The organism is Ferrovum sp. PN-J185 (assembly GCF_001581925.1).
Lineage (GTDB): Bacteria > Pseudomonadota > Gammaproteobacteria > Burkholderiales > Ferrovaceae > PN-J185.
On record NZ_LQZA01000003.1, the window covers coordinates 93,497 to 118,813 of the forward strand.

At 39.0% G+C, this 25,317-nt stretch carries 27 protein-coding genes; 14 read left to right on the top strand and 13 right to left on the bottom strand.

The genetic code is table 11. The features are described 5' to 3' along the window. Window positions 1–195 precede the first annotated feature (195 nt). The 9 genes from FV185_RS06540 to FV185_RS06580 form a co-directional block, all read right to left on the bottom strand. Window positions 196–471 (bottom strand): hypothetical protein, encoded by a 276-nt coding sequence (locus tag FV185_RS06540; RefSeq protein ID WP_067495341.1) that lies wholly within the window; start codon window positions 469–471, stop codon window positions 196–198. Between the two features lie 195 nt (window positions 472–666). Then, window positions 667–1,671 (bottom strand): hypothetical protein, encoded by a 1,005-nt coding sequence (locus FV185_RS06545; protein WP_067495343.1) that lies wholly within the window; start codon window positions 1,669–1,671, stop codon window positions 667–669. Between the two features lie 22 nt (window positions 1,672–1,693). Beyond that, window positions 1,694–2,242, bottom strand: coding sequence for a c-type cytochrome (locus tag FV185_RS06550; RefSeq protein WP_067495345.1), 549 nt, complete (start codon window positions 2,240–2,242; stop codon window positions 1,694–1,696). Beyond that, window positions 2,239–2,763 carry a quinol:electron acceptor oxidoreductase subunit ActD gene (locus FV185_RS06555; RefSeq protein ID WP_197457809.1) on the bottom strand — a complete coding sequence of 175 codons (525 nt, stop codon included), beginning with the start codon at window positions 2,761–2,763 and terminating at the stop codon, window positions 2,239–2,241. The genes FV185_RS06550 and FV185_RS06555 overlap by 4 nt, the downstream gene beginning before the upstream one ends. Beyond that, window positions 2,763–4,181, bottom strand: coding sequence for an NrfD/PsrC family molybdoenzyme membrane anchor subunit (gene nrfD, locus FV185_RS06560; RefSeq protein WP_067495350.1), 1,419 nt, complete (start codon window positions 4,179–4,181; stop codon window positions 2,763–2,765). Before nrfD ends, FV185_RS06555 begins: the two co-directional genes overlap by 1 nt. A 48-nt stretch (window positions 4,182–4,229) precedes the next feature. After that, a complete protein-coding gene (locus tag FV185_RS06565) occupies window positions 4,230–5,078 on the bottom strand; it encodes a 4Fe-4S dicluster domain-containing protein (RefSeq protein WP_067495352.1) in 849 nt (282 codons plus the stop codon). Between the two features lie 3 nt (window positions 5,079–5,081). Next, complete coding sequence (locus FV185_RS06570) at window positions 5,082–7,307, bottom strand: molybdopterin-dependent oxidoreductase (protein WP_067495355.1); 2,226 nt, start codon at window positions 7,305–7,307, stop codon at window positions 5,082–5,084. 42 nt (window positions 7,308–7,349) lie between these two features. Beyond that, the gene (locus FV185_RS06575) at window positions 7,350–7,931 is read right to left on the bottom strand and encodes a cytochrome c3 family protein (RefSeq protein WP_156474200.1); all 582 of its coding nucleotides are present in this window, start codon (window positions 7,929–7,931) and stop codon (window positions 7,350–7,352) included. A gap of 332 nt (window positions 7,932–8,263) precedes the next feature. Then, window positions 8,264–8,554, bottom strand: coding sequence for a hypothetical protein (locus tag FV185_RS06580; protein WP_067495359.1), 291 nt, complete (start codon window positions 8,552–8,554; stop codon window positions 8,264–8,266). A gap of 324 nt (window positions 8,555–8,878) precedes the next feature. Between FV185_RS06580 and FV185_RS06585 the strand changes: the two genes are divergently transcribed. From FV185_RS06585 to FV185_RS06605, 5 genes are all read left to right on the top strand, one after another. Then, window positions 8,879–9,622, top strand: coding sequence for a c-type cytochrome (locus FV185_RS06585; RefSeq protein WP_067495361.1), 744 nt, complete (start codon window positions 8,879–8,881; stop codon window positions 9,620–9,622). Between the two features lie 69 nt (window positions 9,623–9,691). Continuing rightward, window positions 9,692–10,264: a c-type cytochrome gene (locus tag FV185_RS06590; RefSeq protein WP_067495363.1), complete on the top strand. Its 573-nt coding sequence runs from the start codon at window positions 9,692–9,694 to the stop codon at window positions 10,262–10,264. A 16-nt stretch (window positions 10,265–10,280) separates the two neighbouring features. Next, window positions 10,281–10,868, top strand: coding sequence for a cbb3-type cytochrome c oxidase subunit I (locus FV185_RS06595; RefSeq protein WP_067495366.1), 588 nt, complete (start codon window positions 10,281–10,283; stop codon window positions 10,866–10,868). Between the two features lie 28 nt (window positions 10,869–10,896). After that, window positions 10,897–11,409 (top strand): TlpA family protein disulfide reductase, encoded by a 513-nt coding sequence (locus tag FV185_RS06600; RefSeq protein WP_067495369.1) that lies wholly within the window; start codon window positions 10,897–10,899, stop codon window positions 11,407–11,409. 1 nt (window position 11,410) lies between these two features. Next, a complete protein-coding gene (locus FV185_RS06605; RefSeq protein ID WP_067495378.1) occupies window positions 11,411–11,866 on the top strand; it encodes a hypothetical protein in 456 nt (151 codons plus the stop codon). Here FV185_RS06605 and FV185_RS06610 read toward each other — a convergent pair. From FV185_RS06610 to uvrD, 4 genes are read right to left on the bottom strand one after another with little or no spacing between them, the layout of a single operon-like run. Beyond that, window positions 11,863–12,066, bottom strand: a complete 204-nt coding sequence (locus FV185_RS06610; RefSeq protein WP_067495381.1) for a hypothetical protein — start codon at window positions 12,064–12,066, stop codon at window positions 11,863–11,865. The two genes, FV185_RS06605 and FV185_RS06610, sit on opposite strands and share 4 nt — an antisense overlap. A 2-nt stretch (window positions 12,067–12,068) precedes the next feature. Continuing rightward, the gene (locus FV185_RS06615) at window positions 12,069–13,478 is read right to left on the bottom strand and encodes a hypothetical protein (protein WP_067495388.1); all 1,410 of its coding nucleotides are present in this window, start codon (window positions 13,476–13,478) and stop codon (window positions 12,069–12,071) included. A 12-nt stretch (window positions 13,479–13,490) separates the two neighbouring features. Then, window positions 13,491–14,105: a c-type cytochrome gene (locus tag FV185_RS06620; protein WP_067495391.1), complete on the bottom strand. Its 615-nt coding sequence runs from the start codon at window positions 14,103–14,105 to the stop codon at window positions 13,491–13,493. Window positions 14,106–14,150: 45 nt separating this feature from the next. Continuing rightward, window positions 14,151–16,316: a DNA helicase II gene (gene uvrD, locus FV185_RS06625; RefSeq protein WP_067495395.1), complete on the bottom strand. Its 2,166-nt coding sequence runs from the start codon at window positions 16,314–16,316 to the stop codon at window positions 14,151–14,153. A gap of 207 nt (window positions 16,317–16,523) precedes the next feature. Between uvrD and leuS the strand changes: the two genes are divergently transcribed. The 9 genes from leuS to rng are packed head-to-tail and all read left to right on the top strand — an operon-like array spanning window position 16,524 to window position 25,315. After that, on the top strand, window positions 16,524–18,956 hold the full coding sequence (gene leuS, locus FV185_RS06630) for a leucine--tRNA ligase (protein ID WP_067495398.1): 2,433 nt from the start codon (window positions 16,524–16,526) through the stop codon (window positions 18,954–18,956). Between the two features lie 4 nt (window positions 18,957–18,960). Next, on the top strand, window positions 18,961–19,461 hold the full coding sequence (locus FV185_RS06635; protein WP_067495401.1) for an LPS-assembly lipoprotein LptE: 501 nt from the start codon (window positions 18,961–18,963) through the stop codon (window positions 19,459–19,461). A gap of 5 nt (window positions 19,462–19,466) precedes the next feature. Further along, window positions 19,467–20,483: a DNA polymerase III subunit delta gene (gene holA, locus FV185_RS06640; protein WP_067495404.1), complete on the top strand. Its 1,017-nt coding sequence runs from the start codon at window positions 19,467–19,469 to the stop codon at window positions 20,481–20,483. A 38-nt stretch (window positions 20,484–20,521) separates the two neighbouring features. Further along, window positions 20,522–21,790, top strand: a complete 1,269-nt coding sequence (locus tag FV185_RS06645) for a glutamate-5-semialdehyde dehydrogenase (protein ID WP_067495406.1) — start codon at window positions 20,522–20,524, stop codon at window positions 21,788–21,790. Window positions 21,791–21,794: 4 nt separating this feature from the next. Continuing rightward, window positions 21,795–22,433 (top strand): nicotinate-nucleotide adenylyltransferase, encoded by a 639-nt coding sequence (gene nadD / locus FV185_RS06650; protein ID WP_067495409.1) that lies wholly within the window; start codon window positions 21,795–21,797, stop codon window positions 22,431–22,433. A 6-nt stretch (window positions 22,434–22,439) separates the two neighbouring features. Next, window positions 22,440–22,805: a ribosome silencing factor gene (rsfS, locus tag FV185_RS06655; protein ID WP_067495412.1), complete on the top strand. Its 366-nt coding sequence runs from the start codon at window positions 22,440–22,442 to the stop codon at window positions 22,803–22,805. Between the two features lie 29 nt (window positions 22,806–22,834). After that, window positions 22,835–23,272 (top strand): 23S rRNA (pseudouridine(1915)-N(3))-methyltransferase RlmH, encoded by a 438-nt coding sequence (rlmH, locus tag FV185_RS06660; RefSeq protein WP_197457811.1) that lies wholly within the window; start codon window positions 22,835–22,837, stop codon window positions 23,270–23,272. A 2-nt stretch (window positions 23,273–23,274) separates the two neighbouring features. After that, the gene (locus tag FV185_RS06665; RefSeq protein ID WP_067495416.1) at window positions 23,275–23,853 is read left to right on the top strand and encodes a Maf family protein; all 579 of its coding nucleotides are present in this window, start codon (window positions 23,275–23,277) and stop codon (window positions 23,851–23,853) included. Between the two features lie 7 nt (window positions 23,854–23,860). Further along, window positions 23,861–25,315, top strand: coding sequence for a ribonuclease G (rng, locus tag FV185_RS06670; RefSeq protein WP_067495419.1), 1,455 nt, complete (start codon window positions 23,861–23,863; stop codon window positions 25,313–25,315). Window positions 25,316–25,317: the final 2 nt, after the last annotated feature.

A 25,317-nucleotide genomic window follows, 5' to 3' on the forward strand; every position in this document is an offset into this window, starting at 1 on the left:
TTCAAAATTTACTAATACGAATTACACATAACACAAAGGCCTTAGCGTTTGCTAAAGCCCATATTCTTTAATGGTGATTTGTATTACTACGATCATGCGGCATTAAAATATACCAAGATAAGAGCATACTTGAAAATGCTAAAGCAATTCCGAATGCTGCAGCTATTGTATTTAACATGTTAGTCTCCTTATATATTAAGCTGGATTTTCAAGAGCATTGTGGCGTTTTAGTGAAATTGCTAGTAACGCAACATAAGCAAATCCAAACACCAACATACACCAGTCAATAAACCCTGTGAAAGTTGATGGCACAAAAGCCCAGCTCATCCAACCACCCCAGTCTTGAAACTTACCACGTCCAGCAAAACACATAACGGTGGCACCAAACACACTTCCGTTTCCCATACCGGTAAGCATGCCACCAACAATCATAATCCAGAAACCACGTTCTCTAATAGACTTTTTTTGCATTTCCCCCCCTTCGGTACTTTAACCTTTTATCCGACTTGTTTTAAATAGTTTAATCAAACTTTCTTTAATAAAAGTAACAAATTATTAAAAATACTGTCACTAAACAGATCTTAAAAATTAAGCTTGCAAAAACCTTATTTTCTTTATACCAGCTTAAGATTTACTTTTCAACTAATTTCAATATTTCTAATTATATTATCTTATTAATTGATTCCTTTTTAATGATCTCCTCATGATCATATAAGCAATTCCAAACACTATCACTGTTGAGCCAATATCAAAGACACCAGTCATTGGCATATGGTGGCTTGGATACGTACCTGAAATCCAGGTATATCTTTCAATCCAGGTTCCAGCAACAATCGAACAGGCTATGACTGCAATCATATTAGGATTATGACGATTAAACGGAAATACCAACATCACAAAAGGAAACACAAACTTCATAATAAAAAACGACCAAAATAAATTACCGTAAGGGCCGTTTTGCATCAAGAATATACGGTCAGTTTCTTCACCAAAATTGGCATACCAAATAATAAGATATTGAGCAAAAAAGGTGTAAACCCATAATATTGAAAAACCAAGCATCATCTGAGCTATGTAGTTATAAACATATCTACTTGGAGACTTGATAAAAACACCTGATTTGTCTAAAAAATATAAAGTTAATACCAGTACCCCCAAATACATACCAAAAGCACTAATGAAATGATAAATGGCATACATGGAGCTTTCCCAATCAGGTAACAATGTCATCTCAAAATCCCAGGCAACCATTGTGCAAAATAATACATGTGCAAATGGAATCAACGCAGCCACCCACCTAAAATTGTGACTGGCATCAGGGTTGGTTTCTGCTTTTGCCTGTAAACGTACAAATGAGCCATATAAAATACCTACCACGATAAAACCTAGAATTTCTCTTGTAGCTAGGAATGGTAAATTATTCCAAGTTGGTAATTTTTCATAGGACCCCACCCATGGAAAGGTTAGTTTTCCGCCATAAAGTAATATTAAAAGTAAGACAAAAGCTAACGGATATAATGAAAAGAACGAAACAGAAATTGCACGAATATCAAAACGCCATTTCGCTCCAACAAGATGTAACAATGCTGCTAACATCACCCCTGCTAACGACAAATGTAGAATAATTAAAAAATCTACAGTTAGTACTGACCAACTTGAAAAAGAAATCACGCTGTCTCCCCCTTACGCTTTATTATTTTGCTGAACCAACTGTATTTTTTTGTTGTGCTATTTTTTTGTCATCGGCTACCAGTCCGTGTCGAACATAGTTAACCACATCCCATCTTTCACTTGGATACATATCATTGCCATATGACGGCATCAATGCTCCACCAAAGGTAATGTGAGCAAAAATATAACCTTCTGGAACAATCTTTTGAACATTGTCAGAAGTAAGATCAAAGGGACGCACCAACAACTTTGCGCCAACCAAACCATCACCTGTTCCCGAGGTTCCATGACAGGGTACACAATAAATTTGAAATAATTCACGACCATAACCAATCGACTTTTCAGTTGCTGGGTTTGGATTTTTCAACTTCATTGCTTCATCATGAGTTTTAATAAATGGCGTTGTTTTGGTCCCTGCCATAGGTACAGAAGTTTGTGGGTATGGTCTAACTGACTCAGGTCCTTCTTGAGGCTTAATACTAATTTGGTTAGCCATATCTCGACTCCACGGCCAAGCAAAAGCGACACTGGGTAACAACACCATTAAACTTAAGAGAGCGCCTCGTTTCATTTTTTATCCTCCCCCAGGATTTCAAGTGAATGATGTTTTTTAAATATTTCATTTATATATGGAATAGCTGAGGTCTCAGCTTTGACTAAAATACCAATTTTATCTTCACTGACTCGAGTGTTATATAAAGGACTTCTGTTACCAGGTAACTTCCATCCAATAAAACATCCAATAACTGTCATCAATACTCCAGACAGAATAAAGAACTCGTAAGTTAAAACCATATCAGGAGGAACAGGAACAACAGGGCGTCCTCCACGAACCTGATAGATAAAGGAAGCTTGTGCCGAGGCTACTAAAGTAAGGCCTGTAATTGGACCAAACAACACGCCAATTAACGTAAATAGTTGAACGTATACAGGACGTTTGCCAAGCTTCTCAGACAGTTCAGGATGTTCAATTGGGGACTTAATGACTACATCTTTCATACTAAAGCCAGGAAGTTTAGTCTCATTAAGCTCATCCAAAACCAGAGCCGCTTCATCCATGTCGTTATATAAAGCAAGTATATGTGATTTCATTATGCCACCTTCTTCGCTTTAAGCATTTTGCTTTGATCATGAACCATTTCTTTCACCTCATACATTGAAATAGTAGGGAAGATCTTGCAATACAACATAAAGAGCATGGTAAACCAACCAAAACTACCCGCTACGATGCCAAACTGAACCCAACTTGGCCACCAACCAGAAGTCCAAGTCCATGGGTACTGCGAATGCCCAAAGGTAGGGGTAATAATTTGCACACGCTCAAGCCACATACCGAAGTTTAAAATTAATGACACAACCATCAATGTTGGTAAATGTGTTCTGACAAACTTAATTAGTAATGTGAATGGCATCACCGTAGAACAAAAAACCATACCCCAGAATACGGGCGCATAAGTCCCCGTCATTTTGTCTAACAACTGTTGTTTGGCAATTTCATTAGCACTATACCAAACGGTTGAATACTCAATGATGTTTAAATAATTCCAAACCATAGCAATTGCAAAAGTCATCTTAATTAACTTATTCAGTATAGGCATTGTCATATATGCCTCAAAACGGAATACATGTCTTAATAAGATAAATAGTGTAATAATCACAGCGCAGCCTGAATACAAAGCACCAGCCACAAAATAAGGAGGGAATGAGGTGATATGCCAACCTGGATTTTGTGAAACAGCAAAGTCTGTTGAAACAATAGAGTGTACTGATACGGCTAAAGGCATTAAGAAACAGGCTAGTGTCATATAAGTCACTCTAAAGGTTGACCACTGACGGTCAGTTCCCTGCCAACCCAATGATAAAAATGTATACAGTTTCTTTCTTGCTCCCGTTGCGTTATCCCGACAAATCGCCAAATCTGGAACCATCCCTGTATATAAAAATAATAGTGATGAAGTCAGGTAAGTTCCAATAGCAGTGGCATCCCACACTAGAGGAGAACTAAAGTTAGGCCAAACCCATCTTTCGTTAGGGTAAGCTACAACATAATAAAATTGCCAAACGCGTCCTAAGTGAATCAATACGAAGAGCGCTGCTGTTAACAACGAAAAAGTTGTCATTGCTTCAGCGTACCTATAAATAGGTTTACGCCAATCAGCATGGATGATGTGTAACAGTGCGGATAACAATGTGCCAGAGTGCCCCATACCAATCCAAAAAATGAAGGTGGCAATATAGAGCCCCCACACTTGTGGATTATTTAAATCGGCAACACCTAGACCATTATCATATTGATATTTTTCACAGTAAACACCAAAAGAAAACAATGCCATTGCCGCAAAAAATATTACCCAAAATATAGGACGCGGACGATCCATGCTTCGTAATACATCCTTATTAATTCTCGCCCAACTAATATCTTTATCTATATCCAGATCTTTAGGTATAAATTTCTTTTCGATCTGAATCTCATGATCGTCTGGTATATCGTGATTAATCATTTGGCTCATAAATTCCCCTCTCTCCCTTATCCTTTATTGAGACTCTTATTTATATTGTTACGCTTCTAAATCTCTCACTCGTTCAAGATAAACGACTGATGGATAAGTCCTAAACTCTTCAAAAATTCTATAGCCTCGTAAATCCTCATCTTTCTTTTGTTTGTCTTTTTCAAGCGCTATCTGTTGGTTTTTCCATACTTTTGCAACTTGAGACTGAGGATTAGCCAGGTTTCCAAAAGTAATTGCTGATGTGGGACAAGCTTGAGCGCATGCCGTTGTCACTTCACCGTCTTGAACTAAGCGACCATCTGTTTTGGCATGGTCCATAGACTCTCTTAAACGCTGCACACAGAAGGTACACTTTTCCATAACCCCTTTACTTCTTACAGAAACATCTGGATTGAGCTGTAACTCTAGGGGGTTAGGCCACGCAGAATCAGCGTATTGCCACCAGTTAAAATAGCGAACTTTATAAGGACAGTTTGCTGAACAATAACGAGAGCCTACACAGCGGTTATATACCTGGGTGTTTAATCCATCAGCTGAATGATGCGTTGCTCCTACAGGACAGACTACTTCACATGGAGCAGCTTCACATTGTTGACACATCATCGGTAAAAACTGAGCGCCCCTATCAGGAACCATATCGACAGGAACGCTCTCCCCCTCCCCCCAATATCTTTCAATACGCATCCAATGCATGGCATGGCCTTTTTCAAACCTTTCTTTTCCAACAACAGGTAAATTATTTTCTGCATAACATGCTGTTGTACATGCGTTACAACCGGTACAAGCATCCAAATCGATGACCATTGCCCATTTGTAATCTGCATTTTTATACTGATCAAGGTATGGACGACGAGCTCTGAAACTTGTCCAGTTTTTTATTAAATTATTTAAAGACATCGCTTACACCTCCTTACTTAATTCAGCTTGATCTGCGGCCATAGTAACGACAAGTTTTCTACCTTGTTGAAGCGTGGTAGGTCCTTCGTCTTTAACTACTTTTTCTTTATTACCTGTTTTAATAATTTGTACCCGTGTAGCAAATAACGCTAATTCACCTGTTTTTTCATCGGTTATAGGGTTGATAATTTTGAATGGGTTAACGCCACGATTATTTGCATATCTACCATAAGAGCTATGCCCCTGACCAAAGGGAATGGATATCGTATTAGGTTGTATTCCTGGGAATAAGTAGGCTTTAGCCATTAACGACCCCATGGATGATTTCACTTCCAAAATATCGCCTTCACGTATTTGCATCTCTTCTGCAGTTTTAGGATGTATTTCGACCCACGAATCCCAAACTACCGTTGTCATTGGATCTGGTGACTCCTGTAACCAAGGTAAATTAGCGTGCTTCCCATCACGTAAATCTGCTTTTATTGAAGGAACAAAATAAAAAGGATAATTTACATCAAGAGGTTTATTTTCTGCTTTAGGTAAATCTGCCGTATTTAGCTTAATTTTAGTGAACTCTGCCTCTTTCGGCGGAACATGTAAAACACCATTCATCAAAGCGCTGTCCCAAAATTCGTCGTCTGTCATAGATGACTTGAAGACAGGTTTTGACTTCACTACAGCTTCTCTAATATATGAATAATAATCTGGATATTTACTATAGTTTTTTGGATCACGTTCTTTCAATAGTACTAATAGTACATCACCAAAACTCTTCGTATGTGGATGTAGTTTTTCCATGAGTGGTTGTTGTATGCTAATTTCAATCCCTTCTGGCTGATAACTAGCAACGTGAGTACCAAACTCTTCTACTGGTGACAATAAAGGTAAAACCACATCACACATCTCAGCGGTTTCATCTAACTGAGTTACCATGGCAATTTTCAAAGAAACATTTTTGAATTTGTTTTTAATATCTACAAATGAGGGGCCTGTATAGATTGGATTGACACCCATAATCAACATGGCTTTTGTTTTTTTTGTATTTAGTTGATTATCTAGATTAACTAGAGATTGGTAACTTGCGTTAATCGGATTCATTTGAGGAAAAGGATTTTCTGTTGGCGGGGTGACTGTTTTACCAACATTTCCTAAAATAACATTCAATAACTCTATTGCGTAAGCATTTTGATATCCCTGCTTATGTCCTTCAGCCGTCGCACCAGATAAAACTAATGTAGGACTTTTCTCCCACATCATAGCAACCACATGACCTATCGCATCAGGATTAATACCTGTAATTTCTCCAACGGTATATTTGTCATATGCTTTGAGTGCCAACTTCAATTCTTCTGGCACGGTTTTATCGTATTCAGGATGTTGAACTAAGGCATTAGCAAGGCCCAAAGCAAACACGCCTTCAGTACCAGGACGAATTGGGTACCAACGATCAGCATTACCACCTGTCAAGGTCATTCTAGGTTCAATTTGAATTAATGTACCTCTGGGTGCTTTTCTAAATTGGGCATACTGTGTAGCCATAAACACAGGGGATACACCTGAACCTAGAAAATCATTACCAAATGACACGATTAATTTAGCATCTTTTACCTTTTGAACAGGATTACTGTAACCATACAGATTTTCTCTAACCGTTTCGCCCACTCGATTTGATAGAGCCTCGTAGGCTATATGATTTTTTGAATTGTAGCTTTCTAGAAAATTATCAATCAAAACTTTTTGGTGGCCACTCACACCATTTGTTAAAAAGATAATTTCATCTCCTGAAATCTGACTATCTTTACCCAATCCTTGATTGATGACTTTAATAGCCTGATCCCACGTAGCTGGAACAAGACTTTCACCATCTCTAATCATTGGGGTTGTTAGTCGATCAGGATTATATTGAACCTGAATACTCGCTTGACCTAATCCACAAATTTTACCTTTACTGATAATCGAGTTGGGATTACCTTCTAATTTAAGTACTCTCCCCTCTCTCACCCTACCCATAATGCCGCAGTTTGACTGACACTGAGTACATGTAGAAGCATAAAACACACTATTACCAGGAACCACAAAATCTTCAGGTTGTACATAAGACTGTACTTTTTCTACCCCTGACTCAATAGATGTGTTTCCGCAACCCGCTAAAGTTGCTGCCGCACCACTAATACCTAATACTTTTAGAAAATCTCTTCGATCTACAACTGGTTTTTTTTCAGTAGCCATTTTCCCCTCCCAAATACTGTTGGCCTTTTAGCATTGCTTTATTTATTTGTGACACATCCAGCAATCATTAGGACCATTTGTTGTTTTTAAATTAACGGCACTGATTTGATGATCTTTCTTATGACAATCAATACACCATCCCATTGAAATTGCTTTAACCCTTCTTGCCGTTGTCATATTTGCAACATCACCATGACAGTATCCACACACCTCTCTTACAGGACGTTTGTCTTGGAAATAGAATCGTTGAATATGCCGCTCATGATTAAATCGAACAAAGTCTGGAAGATCATGTACTTTTTTCCAGGGAATGGATTTGTGATTATCCCAATACCAAAATAACTTCTTAATTCTTGGTCGATCCCGCACCTCTGGAATCATTTTGTGACAACCAATACACTTATCTAATCTAGGAATGCCTGAAACAGCACTTCTTCTGGCATAGGTATGACAATACATACAATTTATTTTCATCACATTAGCGTGAGTGTAATGCGGAAACTCTATTGGCTGTTCTACTTGCGGACCTAATGCGTTATAGCCATCAATTGTTTGAGTGCCAGGCGCTCCTCCAGCTTTAAATGGCTCAGCGTTTATTGAATATGAAGCGCCCACTAGGGCCATTAACGATAAAACGAATAATATTTTTTTATAATCACGCCAATCTCCTCCTCCAAGATTAGACCAATGTAAGCGTCAGTTGTATTTTTGCAACGCAAAAAACTTTTTTATTCTAAGAAACACTTGCATTAACGATAAAATTTGTTTATAGTGCAAATTGGGTTATTTTTTATTTTTTTGCTTTGCAGCAAAAAACATTTTTTCTTGTATACGCACTTAAAAACATTAGTTATCAGATTAACTTATTAAAACTTTACGAGTAATTTATTTTTCTTATTATTTTCAGAGAAACAAAAGGCGGCGTGCAATGCACCCCGCCTTGTTTTTTACAACTATTAACCAGCTTTTTGAACGAAGCCGTTGCAATAGCAATTTGGGCAAATTTCGTCATCGCCTGGATACAATTTACAACCACTGTGATCCAAGTTAGCTTTGTTTGGTAAGAAGTTCATACATACGGCACAGTGTTTTGCGCCATTAGGTTTGTTTTGAAAATGCAAAGCTGCGCGCACAGCTGTGTTTTGTTTAGCAGATGCACCAGTTGAAAAACCAACTAAAGGTGCTGCAACCAAAGCAATTGAACCCATCTTCAAAAGTTGACGACGTGAGTGTTTAATCTCTTCCATTTGGTATTCCCCCTAAAACTTGATGATTAATTAAACCAGTTTTCAAACTTTATATTTCGCATATGCATGCGACAGACCAGTCGTTTGAATAACTGACATGTGTTTAGCGTATCTCTAAAAAAAATTGTTGTCAAACGTTTGTTTGCATTCAATTTAAATAATTTGAACTTTGTTACAATTTAATACGATTCTTAAAAACTAATTCCAATTAAGTTATTGATCTGATATTTTTTTTGGGTTATTCTCGTATCAAGTACCGATTTTAAAAAAACCAAAGAAGTATGTATTTAAAACTAACAATGCCTTTGACACTTGGGGGGGTAAATGTATAAGTCATTAAAAAAAGCTAGTTTAGCGCTGGCAGTAGCTTCAACATTAGTATCTAGTATTGCTATGGCTGAAGGTGTTCCAATGGATGGAAACCCCGCCAATGGAAAACAGATTTTCATGAATGGTAAGGGTCCTGTTGTTGCTTGTATGACCTGTCATGGTCCAACAGGTTGGGGAACTGAAGCCATGGGTGCACCACGTTTAGCTAACCTTGGTTATCCTTATATTGTTAAACAATTAACTGATCTTGCTGAGGGTAGACGTGTACCACAAGGTGCAGGTGCTGTTATGCCTTATTTTGCTAGTCAGTTAACTCCACAAGAAAGAAAAGATATTGCAGCCTACGTTAATACCTTAAACACCACACCGGAACTATCCGACGTGAAAGAACTCAAAGCTAGTGGACAGCCTGTGGGTGTTCGTTACAAGGGTGAGATTCTCGTTAAGTATGGTGTAGAAAATAAAGTTTCTGCCTGTGTTTCATGCCATGGTTACAATGGCCGCGGTGCTCCACCTATGTTCCCAGTTATTGGTCAACAAAAATTTACTTATTTAGTTAACCAATTACATAATTGGAGAGATGGTAGCCGTGCCAATGATCCTTTAGGTATGATGAGAGCTATTGCTAAAAACTTGACTGACCAAGATATTCTTGATGCAGCCACTTATTTATCAACAGCACCTCGTACTACTCAAGGTGGTAGCGATTACACCTCATTTAGTCCAAAAACACAGTAATTCTTTATTGGATTAATGAGTACAAAACCCGCCCTTTAAAGTGCGGGTTTTTTTTTAAAAGAGATAAATATGGCAACAAGTAAATTTAGAATTGGTGAAAAGGTTTTATTTGGCATTATTGGGCTTATCGCAATCTTTGCGATTGTCAGTTTTGTTGGTCTTGAAATTTATAGATCAAAATTAAAACATCCGATGTATCAAATAAACGACTCCTTTAATTTCACCGAAGCAGGTCTTAGAGGCTCTGTTTTGTTTCGTGATCGGGGTTGTACAAGTTGTCATCGGGCCGTTCGCAATGGAACCAATAATGGTGTTGATTTAGATGGAGTGGGTACGAAAAGAACATTTACATACTTAATCAACTTTTTACATAAACCTGAAGCTACCTATGATGCAAAAACTATCGATCATGGACCATTCAAAGAAGCTGCGTATGTTGCTAATTTACCTGCTAATGAATTGAACGACCTGGCTACTTTCTTATCTGAATTAAAAGCAAGACAAGGTGCAGCAGATTCCCCAATGCCAATGCCTGAACGTTCTGGATTTGTTGATGAAATGGTTAAAATTTGGGCTCCTAAAAACTGGAAATCTGAACATAAAGACCTTAGAATAGAAGCTGGAGAGCCACCCGCAAAATAATAGGAGATAAATAAAAATGACTACTGCTCGTCCTTATCACGCTGAGATTTATAATCCAGTTTATACACGTTATACATTGTTATTTGTTTATGCTTGCGTTACTTACGCGATCATTGGATTTTCATGGGGTGCCATTATGGGTGGAATCCCTGCATTAAGAAACTTTGTTGATTATGCTCCGCATGGCAAATTAATTCTTCTTGCACATGGACACATCAATTTATTGGGGTGGGTAGAGATGGCTATTTTTGGAGCTATTTACTACTTTATCCCACGTCTTGTTAACCGTCCTATTTATAGCTTAAAACTAGTAAAAATTCACTTTTGGATCCATAACGTTGGCTTGATGGGAATGGTTGTACTATTTACCTTAGCCGGTTCAATAGGTGGTTATACGCCCGATGCACACAGTGAACAAATGGTTAACCATCTTATGGCTGGGGTAGGTTTTTTTGGTACCTTAGTATTGTTGGCAAATATTATTTGGGGTTATAACATTTTTAAAACTGGTAAAAATGGACCGGATTATGTTGTCGCACCAGATAATAAAGTTGAACAATCTCGTTCTTCAAGTTTTTCAACTGGTAATTTAGTTAACTCATAATTATCAGTTATATAAAAATACGACAACCATGAAAAAAGCTATTGCATTATCATTTATTGCTGCTGTATCTACATTGTCGATAACGGCTTGTACGCCCACAAGCCGTCTTCATGTTGGCTCTGAAGCCCCTAAAATTAGAACTAAAACTTTACAAGATGTAGGTGGTGATATGGCGAGAATTACCACCTACAGACAACCGGATAAAAGAATGTATCAATATTCGCTTGATCAGGCTTTATCAACCGGTAAACCTATCATGCTCGAATTTGCTACCCCTGGTCACTGCACGGTATGTGACCGTCAGTTACAAGAGGTAAAAGCATTGCTTGATAAGTATCAGGGGCAAGTAATATTTTTGCATATGGATCAATATGAAAATCCTGATGCCTTTAAAGCCTATCAAGTTATGGGAGATCCTTGGAATTTCTTTATTGACGGTAAAGGCATTGTTCGCTATGAACAACCAGGGCCTATGTTAATGACGGAAATGGATGCTGCTATCCAGAAAATGTTACCAAAACAAAATAACGCAAAGAATTAACGTGTCAAAAAAAGCCTTTACTCTACATCAAGATAAACAAGGATTAATCTGGGACTTAATGCTCTACATCCCTACCGTTGCTGCCCTATTAGGACTATCAGCAAGTTTTTGGTTTCAAAACAACCCTTATTTAAGTTATCTACTCCTTTTTTTAGGTAGCTTTTTTGCTATAGCAGGAACAAATAGAATACTTAAAACAAGATTGATGATCTTGCCTAAGTCGCCAATTGCGTTAGAAGTTAATCTTGATGGAAAGTGGGTCAATATAAAATTAAGAAGCGGTCAGTCTATTGAGTTGATAAAACAAGTTAAATTTTTTAGAGATCTATCAGGTAAAAGTGTTGGTCTGTCAGGTATTGACGGTACTGGGCGTTTACAACAATTTGTGTTTCATAAAGGACAGTTTATTCTTGAAAAAGAATATGACGCATTAACTAAAGTATTTATAAAAGCTTAACGCTTGTTTTTTCTTTTTTTATACACATCCCAAGCCATATAACTAATCGCCGCGGCAACCAGCAAGCACATTATCCCCATTAGGGAATATTCAGTCTTCTCTTCCACAACACCACCAACCACCATATGAACGGTATAGGCAGAGAGAAATAGTGAACTACAGCCCACTACAATGTAGACAAGAATTTCTTTAAAATCCATTGTTATTTATCACCTTGTTTAACGTGCAAAATAACCCCACCAGGTTGCAAAGATACCGTCGCAACACGATCCCCTAACATTGACAAGTTCTGCGTTAAAGCAAGATTTTTATTCTCATTAGGGACAAATACAATATGTGTAATCCCCTTTATCAAAGCCAATTCTTGCTCTGGTTTGGCTGTCGCAGGTGGTAGAGGTAACACATCACATCGACAAGCAATCATTGTACGAGCGGGCCATTGGCTGGCAACGCGAATTTTTGGCATAGGAACACTTTTCTGATCTGAAATCTTTCTTATCAAATCAATATCATCTGAAAGCGTTTGAATAAGCTGGTCTTGATTAGATAATAAGTTATTCTTTACTAAGAAATAGTGATTGCGGTCAGTGTACAAGTACGAAGTACTTACGATAAGTAACACAATCCATAACCATCCGCGTTGAATAAAAAAACCATGTTGTAAAAGCGCTTCTCTTGGCTTCAAAATCCATGGAAAGCCTACGTTGAGAATAAACATTAAAAGAATATATCCCCAGTTAAAGTCACCCGAAACAACACCAATTACTACTGCAATGGCTAAGGAACGAGAGAGGATATTTTGAGCAATATTTTTACGATCCGATACTAAAAACAATAAAACCAAAAACATGGCTAACAAACCCAATAGAGCCACTTTTAAATTAAGGACTACATCTATGGGATGTCCGAGAAAAACACTCGCTGCTCCGGGAAAAGGATTTAAACCAAAGTTAATTTCCCTCCATCCCCATCTTAACAAAATACCAAATATCACTGTGATTAAGGAGCCCACCAGAAAACTTCTTTGATGTAGTTTTCCTAAGGACCCCTCTTTATACCACCCATAGAAAAGAGAGAGCCCCAAAGCAATTCCCATAGGGTGCAAGGATGTAGCAAATAAAATGAGTATTAACTGAGCAAAAAAGTTACCCCCAAAAAGACGTGGTGCTAAACGGTAATTGCGATCCAAATAGGCTAGATAAACCATACTCACAAAGAGCATTAATCCTGGATTTAATTGGTCAATTTGTTGTAGCGTTAATGAAGCAATTAAAGCTAGACCGCAAGCCAATAAAGCGGTTTCCTCTTGTTTGTTTGATTGATGCCATTTAAATAGCAAGTAAATAGCATGAGTAAATAATAGCAAGGTAACTATTTTGGCAGCCATAACCTGACCTGGCCATAGAAAACCTAAAGGAATCCAAGTTAGAACACGCAAGTCTGGTAAACCCAATGTGACAACAGAACTTGCTACCTGATCGCCGATGGACCAATCAAGTAACAGTGCTTTTGCAGCACCTTCATCCAACGCTAAGGGAGTGTGTCTTAATGTCAAGAACACAACAATCACCCACAGGCCCAAAAGAGCCATTCCTTGTATTTTTTGACTCATCAATATATCCAGTTACCTTAAACCCGCCGTGAAGTCAGCGAGTGCTTTAATTTCATCATTACTTAAACGTGAGGCAATGGCCATCATAATTGCCGAATTGTGTCTTGTACCGCTTTTAAAATGAAGTAGCTGTGTTTCCGTATACTCTTGGTACTGTCCAGCAAGCCTAGGATACTGACTAGGTACACCTGCCCCTGTTGGACCATGACAACTGGCACATGCGGGAATCCCTCTTACCGTATCACCTGCACGCCAAAGATGTTCACCCACCGCCACAGACTGCTTGCTGTGAGCTGAAGCCAAATTTGGTTTTTGTTCAGCATACCAAGCGGCAACATTTTTCATATCTGCATCACTGAGGGTTGGGACAATCCCTGACATGACTAAGTTCTCACGCTCAGGAGGAGCGCCATTAATCGACTTCATGTTCTCAAGTTGCTTCACTATATACTCTTCAACTTGTCCAGCCAAATGGGGCTGGGTTGGGATAGGACTCACCCCATCAAGACCGTGACAGGCATAACATACTCCTGAAGCAACGACCTTTCCTTTAGCTGGGTCACCGTTTTGAGCATACGTAGAGATAGTAAGCACTAACAAGCTCAACGTTAGAATTGTTTTAAACATGGCGCTTCTCCCTTTTAGCCAATTTGCATTCTATTTTAGCAGAACTTAACCAACGCTTAACTTAGCATAAGCTAAAGCCAACCATTTGACCCCCACTTCCCTAAAGTTTACTTGCACGCGCCCCTCTTCTCCACTTCCCTCCACAGTCAAAATAACACCCGGACCAAACTTGGCATGCGTTACATTTTGTCCAACTCGGTAAGGGTTAGAGGACTTAGGGGTAGAAAACTGATTTTGAGATAGCGATGCGGTACTTTGACTTGAAGGAAAGCTAAAAAAGGAGTCCACTTTCTTTTTTGGCGTTAGATATTTACACAAAGACTCAGGAATTTCCTCAATAAAACGCGAACGCATGCCATATCTTACTTGACCATGAAGCATCCTACTCTCTGCGCGCGTTAAAGTGAGTCTCTGGCGTGCTCGTGTAATAGCCACATACATTAATCTTCTCTCTTCTTCACACCCTGTTGCGTCATTAAGTGCATTGTCATGGGGGAAAAGGCCTTCTTCCAAACCACTAACAAATACCACGTTAAACTCAAGACCTTTTGCAGCATGAACAGTCATTAACTGTAAGGCATCAGATCCCACCTCTGCCTCATGATCCCCAGCCTCAAGACTGGCGTGAGAGAGAAAAGCTGATAAATCATCCAAATCGGTTTGATGATCAAAACCATTAGCTGCAGCCACCAACTCCTCTAAGTTTTCTACTCGATCAAGTCCTTCTTTTTCTTGCTTGAAATGACTAACCAATCCACTTTCTTCAATCACCATAGCTATCAGCTCAGCCAAACTGACTTCCTGAGCCATTTCTCGCCAACGCTCTATGCGACTGACAAACTGCATTAATCCAGTTCCTGCTTTCCCTGTCATCTCAATGGCTGAAGACGCTTGAAATAAACTCATAGAGCGCTGCACTGCAGACGACTGAATAATCTCAATAGACTTAGGACCAATACCTCTTGGCGGAAAATTCACAACACGTAAAAAAGAACCATCATCATTTTGATTAGCGACCAATCGCAAATAAGCTAACGCATGCTTGATTTCCATACGCTCAAAAAAACGTAACCCACCATACACACGATAACTTACTCCTGAAGCAAACAGCATTTGCTCTAATACCCTAGATTGGGCATTTGAACGATATAAAATGGCCATATCTGAGAGAGCTGTTCCTGTCGCACTTAATTCTTTAACATTTTCAACAATAAAACGCGCTTCATCTTGATCAGTTGGCGCCTCATAAATTCTAATCGGTTCTCCTGCCCCTGCCTCTGTCCACAGATTTTTTCCCATACGGCCTTGGTTATTTTTAATTAAAGCATTTGCCGCATCTAAGATATTGCCAAAGGAACGGTAGTTTTGCTCTAATCTAATCACTACTGGTTGCCCAAAATCGGTTTCAAATTGGCGCATATTTGCCACTTCCGCACCACGAAAACCATAAATGGACTGATCATCATCACCTACAGCAAACACTGAAGCATGCTCCCCTGCTAACAGCTTTAGCCACAGGTACTGCAAGCGATTGGTATCTTGAAACTCATCTACTAAAATATGCATAAACCTTTGTTGATAATGCTCTCTTAATACCGTATTACGTTTCAGTAACTCAACGCTCCGCAATAACAATTCGGCAAAATCAACAACCCCTTCCTGTTGGCATTGACTTTCATATTGAGCATAAATGTCACGCATTGATCGGGTTATAGCATCATAAACTGACGCCTCTTGAGCCCGCCTACCCTCTTCTTTATTACTGTTTATAAACTGTTGGATTTGTTTGGGTGGGTACTGTTCTTCATTCACCCCCATAGATCTCAACAATCTTTTGATAGCAGACAACTGGTCTTGGCTATCCAATATTTGAAATAAAGGAGGAAGGTTAGCCTCTTGAGCGTGCGTACGTAATAAACGGTGGCATAGACCATGGAAGGTGCCCACCCACATTCCTCGCGTGTTAATCGGTAACAGCGCAGAAAGACGGGTGAGCATTTCTTTTGCGGCTTTATTAGTAAAAGTCACCGCTAAAATACCGTGAGGAGAAACCATTGAATTTTGAATTAGCCACGCCATACGAGTTGTTAGCACCCGAGTTTTTCCGCTTCCCGCTCCTGCTAAAATCAATGCGGAACCCGAATTTAATGTGACAGCTTGTGCTTGCTCTTGATTTAAACCTGACAACAACTCCATGACTACCCTTCTCATATAAATTACTAACTTAACATTATACGTTGGCTTATCAGCTCTACTGAATAGAAATATTTTTCTTTTTTTTATGAGTCACAACTAAACACTGAATGGTTAAGGTCACCCGCCAATTAACAACCCCCTTTTAGGTTAAACAGATGGTCATGAGAATCAGCCCGTGAATTGGTATAATTATCTTTTTTTGTTTGCGGATCGATTATTTCCATGAATGAGCAATACAACCCAACGCTAATAGAGAAACAGCTTCAGAATGAGTGGGACGAACAACATACTCATCGAGCAAACGAACAGTCAGACAAACCGAAATACTACTGTTTGTCTATGTTTCCCTACCCATCAGGAAAGCTACACATGGGTCACGTAAGAAACTACACCATCGGGGATGTGCTTGCTCGTTCTCATAAAATGAAAGGATTTAACGTATTACAACCAATGGGGTGGGATGCGTTTGGTCTTCCAGCAGAAAATGCTGCTCTAAAAAATCAGGTTGCCCCTGCTCAGTGGACCTATCAAAACATAGAAGCCATGAAAGCTCAGTTAAAATCTTTAGGGCTTGCCATTGATTGGCAACGAGAGATTGCTACCTGTAAACCTGACTATTACCGCTGGGAGCAGTGGTTATTCATTCGTCTTTTTGAAAAAGGTCTCATTTACCGTAAAACAGGTACTGTGAATTGGGATCCTGTAGACGAAACCGTTTTAGCTAACGAACAAGTTATTGATGGGCGTGGCTGGCGCTCTGGTGCGTTAGTTGAAAAACGTGAAATCCCGATGTACTACCTCAAGATTACTGACTACGCAGAGGAGTTATTAGCTGAGCTTGATCAGCTTGATGGCTGGCCTGAACAAGTTAAAACCATGCAGCGTAATTGGATTGGTAAATCGACAGGAGTCGTAGTTGAATTTAATTATGCCGATGACTCATCACAACAACTTAAGGTCTTTACAACCCGTGCTGATACTCTCTATGGCGTTACTTATGTGGCAGTGGCAGCAGAGCACCCTCTTGCTTTAATAGCTGCGAAAACAAATAATCAAGTAGCGCAATTTATTGAAGAATGTCGTCTTGGTGGTGTCGCAGAAGCAGATCTTGCCACTCAAGAGAAAAAAGGGATTGATACAGGTCTATTTGTTATTCATCCCCTAACCGGTGAAAAGATTCCAGTTTGGATTGCCAATTATGTATTAATGGGCTATGGGGAAGGAGCTGTTATGGCTGTCCCTGCTCATGATCAACGAGATTTTGAATTCGCTAACAAGTACCACTTACCTATCAAAGTAGTAGTAAATCCTCTTAACGAGTCGCTTTCATTGCCTCTACAAGAGGCCTATTGCGAAGATGGTATTGTTGTAAACTCTGAAGATTTTTCAGGACGAACCAGCGCTGAAGCAAGGCATAAAATGGCCTTAGTGTTAGAAGCCTTAGAAAGCGGCAAAACACAAATACAGTATCGTCTGCGCGATTGGGGTATTTCAAGGCAACGTTATTGGGGTTGTCCTATCCCCATTATCAATTGTCCAACTTGCGGTAATGTTCCTGTTCCTGATAAAGACTTACCCGTTGTACTTCCAGAACAAGTTGAAATGACGGGTGTGGGTTCCCCTATTAAAAAAGATCCCAATTTCTTTGAGACCACCTGTCCTAAATGCCATGGTAGAGCAGAACGTGAAACCGATACAATGGATACCTTTGTAGAATCTTCATGGTACTACGCTCGTTTTACTTGCCCTGATCAGACCCAAGGTATGCTTGATGAACGCGCTAATTACTGGCTACCTGTTGATCAATATGTGGGAGGGATTGAACATGCCATTCTTCATTTACTATATGCACGTTTTTTTAACAAACTCATGCGTGATGCAGGTTTAATAACTCACAGTGAACCGTTCAAACGTCTATTAACGCAAGGCATGGTGTTAAAAGATGGTGCTAAGATGTCAAAATCAAAAGGCAATACTGTTGATCCACAAGCTTTAATTGATCAATACGGCGCAGACACTGCTCGCTTCTTTATTATTTTCACAAGCCCTCCTGAGCAATCCTTAGAGTGGTCTGATAGTGGCGTTGCAGGATCCCATCGTTTTCTAAAACGTCTTTGGCATTTTGCTGTGCAATTTAAAGAGACAAAAGATCAGCATGCTCTGATCACCTCGCAGCAATTAACTGACAGTCGGTATGAGTTGCATGCTGTATTAAAGCAAGCAAATTATGATTTAGAAAAACAACAGTTTAATACTGTCGCTTCTGCTGCCATGAAAATCTTAAATATTTTAGACAAAACTTGGCAGAATGATGACGCTCTCACTGAAGAGGGACTGACTATACTGCTTCGTCTACTGGCTCCTATTACGCCACATTTATGCGAGTCTTTATGGCGCCATTTACAACTAGGTAACAGTATTTTTGATGCGCCATGGCCATTACATGATGAACAAGCCCTGATCAGAAATAATATTGATCTTATTGTTCAAGTTAATGGTAAATTAAGAGGGTCAATTCCTGTTTCGACCTCTGCCACAAAAGAGGAAATAGAAGCCCAAGCTTTGGCAAATGAAAACGTATTAAAACATATCGATGGTAAGGCGATTAAAAAAGTAATTTTAGTGCCCGGGAAATTAATTAATATTGTGATTTAATTGAATGAAAATCAAATTACTCATTACCAGTCTATTCACATTATTGATACTCACCTCATGCGGTTTTCATTTACGTCAACCACCGCAGCTTCATTTTCACACTATTTTTATTGATGGATCACTGGATCCGTCAATAAAACGTATTGTTGTTGACTCACTCACCAAGGATGAAGGTCTTACTATTACTAAAAATCCAGCGGATGCAGAAGTGATTGTTAGTATTTCTCCACCTCAACCGAGCAGACAAATCTTAAGCTTAAATGCGCAAGGATTAGTATCTCAATATACGCTTTATATGAAACTCAATTTTCGTGCTAGAGACAATGAAGATAACGAGTTATTACCACCAACTCAATTAGTTGCAACACGCATATTAAAGTACAGTGATGCTCAGATCTACGCTAGCTTGCAGGAAGAAAAAAGTCTTAATGATGATATGCGTCAAGATTTAGTCTTACAAATGCTGCGTCGTCTATCTGCGATCAATCCAAAATTGGTGCATTAAGTCACATGCGTATTGATTCTAATGAACTGGGTAATCACTTAAAAAAACAACTATTAGCAGTCAATATTATCCATGGTATCGAACCGTTATTGGCTCAAGAAGCACTTGATTTGATTGTTCAGTCTGCTAAAAGCAAAGGCTATAACGTTCGTGAAACGTATGTTGCTGATACAGGATTTGATTGGCCAAGCTTTAGGGCAAATTGTCAGAGTCAATCTCTGTTTGCCTCCCAGAAAATAATTGATTTACGTATCCCTACAGGCAAACCTGGCACAACAGGTGCAGAGATATTAACTGAACTAAGTGTTTCTCCTCCTCCTGATACAATTGTCATAATCAGTTTGCCTAAAATTGACTATCGAACACAACAAAGTAAGTGGTTTGATACATTACAAAAAAACGGCTTATTAATTCAATGTAATTTGATTGAACGTTCTCATTTGGCACAATGGATTACACAGCGCTTTCAACAACAAGGTCAAAACATCACTCCTCACAGTGCTGAGTTTATTGCTAACCAAGTGGAAGGAAATTTATTAGCAGCACATCAAGAAATTCAGAAATTAAGGTTAATATTTCCAGAAGGACCTGTTTTAGATTCTGATATTGAAAACGCTATTGTAGACGTCTCGCGTTTTCAAGTTTTTGACTTAATGCCTGCTTTATATAAACGTGATTTAATTCAGTTTGAACGGATATTATATGGATTGAAAGCAGAGGCTGAAGCGTTACCTTTGATTTTATGGGCTTTAAATGAAGAAACTCATTTACTTGAAAAAACGTTAGAGCTTAAAAACAAAGGATTACGTTTCCCCGATATCGCTCGCCAACTCTATCTCAAGCCTCTCCATAATAAATTTTACCCCTCTCTAATCGAACATTGTTCAGCACAACTTGGTATTAAGCTTATTCATGAGTTACACCATATTGATCGAATGATAAAAGGGGTTAAAAATGGTGATCCTTGGCATGCCATTGCCAACTGGGGACTAATATTTGTCAGGGGTTTTAAAAAAACTTAATCTAAACGTAACATCATGCAATCTGATAACATTAAACAATGAACACAAACGAATTAAAATCCATTATCAATCAACTCGGACAAAATGCGAGAAAAGCCTCTCGTTTTGTTGCAAAGGCTACTACCGCAGCAAAAAACACAGCTTTGCGTTTTGCCGCAGCAGAAATCAGAAATCATGTTGATGACATTTTACAAGCCAATCACCAGGACCTGAATAAAGCTCTGCAACAAGGATTAGAACAGTCTTTTATTGATCGTTTAACACTAACGCATAAAAGTATTGAGAATATGGCGCAAGGATTAGAACAGATTGCTTCTCTACCTGACCCTGTTGGTGAAATTACTGATGTAGCTAGACGTCCCTCCGGCATTGAAGTGGGTAAAATGCGTGTACCACTTGGGGTCATTGCTATTATTTACGAAGCACGACCTAACGTAACAGCTGACGCCGCAGGTTTATGCCTGAAATCAGGTAACGCCTGTATTTTAAGAGGTGGCTCTGAAGCTTTTTACTCAAATCAAGAAATTGCCAAAGCACTTCACGCTGGCCTTAAGTTTGCGGAACTCCCTACAGAGGCAATTCAAGTTTTAAATACGACTGATCGAGCCGCTGTGGGAGAGCTAATTAAACTCAATCAATTTATCGATGTAATTGTTCCTCGAGGCGGTAAAGGGCTCATTGAAAGAATTTCTAATGAAGCCACCATTCCAGTTATTAAACACCTTGATGGTATTTGTCATGTTTTCATTGATAAAAGTGCTGATATGAATATGGCCATAGCCATTGCAGATAACGCCAAAACCCAGCGCTATGGTACCTGTAACACGATGGAAACGCTTCTGATTCATCAGGATATTGCAGCCCAAATATTACCTCCTTTATTAACTATTTATCAGCAAAAAGGAGTGGAATGTCGAGGTGACACATTAACGCGACAGCTCGTTCCTAACATGATTGCAGCCACTGAAGAGGATTGGGCTACAGAATACCTAGCTCCGGTTCTATCAATTAAAATAGTGGCTGATATCAGTGAAGCCATTGACCATATAGCCCGTTATAGCTCACAACATACCGATGCAATTGTTACTAACGACTGGACTAATGCCAATCAATTTTTAAGAGAGGTTGACTCAAGCTCAGTCATGGTAAATGCGTCAACGCGTTTTGCTGACGGTTTTGAGTATGGATTAGGTGCAGAAATCGGTATTTCTACTGACAAATTGCATGCACGAGGACCAGTAGGCTTAGAAGGCTTAACCAACCAAAAATATGTGGTCTTTGGCCATGGGGAAATTAGAGTAGGTTAAGCACTTGAAAGCACAAGGTTATTTTGGAGGCACATTTGATCCTATACATAACGGCCATTTAAGCGTGGCCCAACAGTTAATTGATAAATTGGCTCTAGAAACTCTATGGTTTTTACCAGCTGGATCTCCCTGGCAACGCACTCCTCAAGCAGACGCACAGCATCGTTTGGCTATGGTAAAGCTAGCTCTATCTAATTATCCCTATTTTAAAGTTGATGAAAGAGAAGTTCATCGTCAAGGATTAACTTATACCATTGACACATTGAAAGAAATTCGTGCCGAACAAGGTGGCTCTGTGCCATTATGGTTTGTTATTGGTGCAGACAGTTTTTTGAATTTAACAACGTGGCATAATTGGCAAGAATTACTTAATTACTGTCACTTAGCTGTTGCCTGTAGACCCGATTACTCTGTGAATGAAGATAAGTTATCTCCACAACTACGTTCACTACTCATTAAGCATTATGATAGTGATCCTCAAAACGTTAATGACCCAGCTGGAAAACTAAGCATCATTAATATTGAAGAAAGTCCTATTTCTGCTACTGCAGTTAGACACTGTTTACAACAACACAAAGATATTCAATCTGTTGTACCTAATTCTGTATATCACTATATACATCAACATCATCTCTACCAATGAGCGATTATGAATCCAGATCAAATTAGCCAATGTATCGTTAAAGCCTTAGATGACATTAAGGCTAAAAATATTGAGGTATTACATGTTGCAGAACTGACAACGCTGTGTGACGTTATGATCATAGCAAGCGGAGATTCTACACGCCAAACAAAAGCACTAGCACGTAACGTTGAAAAAGAATGTGCTCTTCAGCAGATTCCCGTATATGGAACAGAAGGTGAGAGTGGTGGCGAATGGATTTTAGTAGATTGTGGGAGTGTGATTGTACATATTATGCAACCTAGTATTCGTGAGTACTATAATTTATCTGAATTATGGGGAGGGACTATTCAATCCCCTGCCTCTTTGAGTAAAAAGAAGACAGTCAGTTGAAAGTCCGTATTCTTGCTCTAGGTAATAAAATGCCCAATTGGGTAACGCTCGTTCAAGAAGAATATCTAAGTAGACTCCCTAAAGACTTTTCTGTTGAGCTCATAGAAATAAAACCAGAAGTTAGAACTTCAGGTCGTACCACAGAACAAATTCTTGAGAACGAAGCAAAAAGAATTACCCAATCTCTCAAAAAGGACCATCTTACTGTTGTACTCGATGAGCGCGGGCGTTCTATCAGCACCATGCAATTGGCCTCCTTAATCAAAGATGAAGAAGAATTGGGTCGATCTATTGATTTTATTATTGGTAGCGCTGATGGACTACATCACTCAATCAAACAATTAGCCAATTTAACAATAACACTATCTCCTTTTACTCTGCCTCACGGTATGGTACGTGCCATACTTTGCGAACAACTCTATCGCTCATATACAATTCTCCAAGGCCACCCTTATCATAGAGAATAATAATGATTTATCTTGCATCTAACAGTCCTAGAAGACGAGAGCTACTCAGTCAAATAGATGTAGAGTACGAACTCTTCTTACCAGACAATCAGTTAGAAGTCATCGATGAAACCCCTCTTCATAATGAAGCTGCTATTGATTACGTGACACGGGTAGCAAGGGCCAAAGCGACGGTTAGCTGGGAACGTTTAATTCAGTCAAACAAACCGCTTTATCCTCTGCTAGCAGCTGATACGACTGCCACGATTAATAATTTTATTCTTGGTAAACCACAGAGTGAAAAAGAAGCAAAACAGTTTTTAGAATTATTGTCAGGACAAAAACATACGGTTCTTACTGCTGTAGTATGTTGCTTTAAAAATCAATTATTAGAAAAGTTGAGTGTGAACCATGTGTTTTTTAAGTCACTGACACAACAGGATATTGAATGGTATATTGAGTCAGGAGAATATAAAGACAAAGCAGGGGGATATGCTCTACAAGGATTAGCTGCGTCATTTGTGACGCATATTGAAGGGAGTCCTAGTGGCATTATAGGCTTACCTCTTTATGAAACCCGTGAGCTACTGAACGCTTTTTAACTAAATTATGAATAACCAAATACTTGTTAATGTTACTCCTCAAGAAACTCGCGTGGCTATTATTGAATTGGGTGTGGCTCAAGAGCTACATATAGAGCGCGCAAGCTCAAGAGGATTAGTAGGAAATATCTATTGGGGTAGAGTGGCTCGCGTATTACCGGGCATGCAATCTGCCTTTGTGGATCTTGGTCTAGAAAAATCTGCTTTTTTACATGTTGCAGATATTGCACTTAATAAAGATTCAACCCAACCCATCCCGCCAATTGAAAAACTATTAGCAGACGGACAATCTATTCTTGTGCAAGTTATTAAGGATCCTATTGGCACCAAAGGAGCACGTTTATCTACGCAAATTAGTATTGCTGGACGCTATCTTGTATATCTGCCATTTGATGACCATATCGGTGTCTCACAACGTATTGAAAATGAAGAAGAACGACAACTACTAAAAGATCGTTTAATCAGTATTCTTCCTAGCGGTTATAAAGGGGGATTCATCATACGAACCGTGGCAGAGAACACCTCTGACCAAGAACTGTTATGTGATTATGATTATTTAACGCAATTGTGGAAACACATTACCAAAGCACAAGAAACACACTCTGCTCCCCATTTGTTATATCAAGAATTAAATCTTGCACAACGTATTATCCGTGATTTTGTTATGGATAATACAGATCGATTATTAATTGATTCACGTGAAAATTTTTTAAAACTAAAAGAGTTTGCTAACGAATATTGTCCACAAGCATTGGCTTCTCTTGAACATTACATTGGTCCCAGACCGTTATTTGATTTGTTTGGTGTGGAAGAGGAAATTGAAAAAGCGCTATCAAGACGTGTACAACTCGAATCAGGTGGTTATTTAATTATTGATCAAACAGAAGCCATGACCACTATAGATGTAAATACGGGTGGATTTGTTGGTATTAGAAATTTTGATGATACGATTTTCAGAACCAACATGGAAGCGGCGCAAGCTATTGCAAGACAATTACGATTACGTAATTTGGGTGGCATTATTATTGCTGATTTTATCGATATGGAATCTGAAGAGCATCGTCAAGCCGTATTAACAGAATTCAATAAAGCTTTGTCTCGCGATAGAACCAAAATAAAAGCCAGCGGCTTTAGTAGTCTTGGATTAGTAGAAATTACTCGCAAACGTACTCGTGAAAGTTTGGCACATGTACTCTGTGAACCTTGCCCCTGCTGTGAGGGACGCGCTCAACTTAAAACACCTCAAACATTGTGCTATGAAATATTAAGAGAAGTAGTTCGTACCGCAAAACAATTTACGGCAAAAGAATATCGTGTAATTGCTCACCAAAAAGTCATTGATTTGTTTCTTGATGAAGAATCTGCGAACTTGGCTGAAGTAAGCGATTTCATCGGTAAACCGATCAGCTTACAAGCAAGTCAAGGACTAAGCCAAGAGTATTATGATGTGATATTGATGTAAAC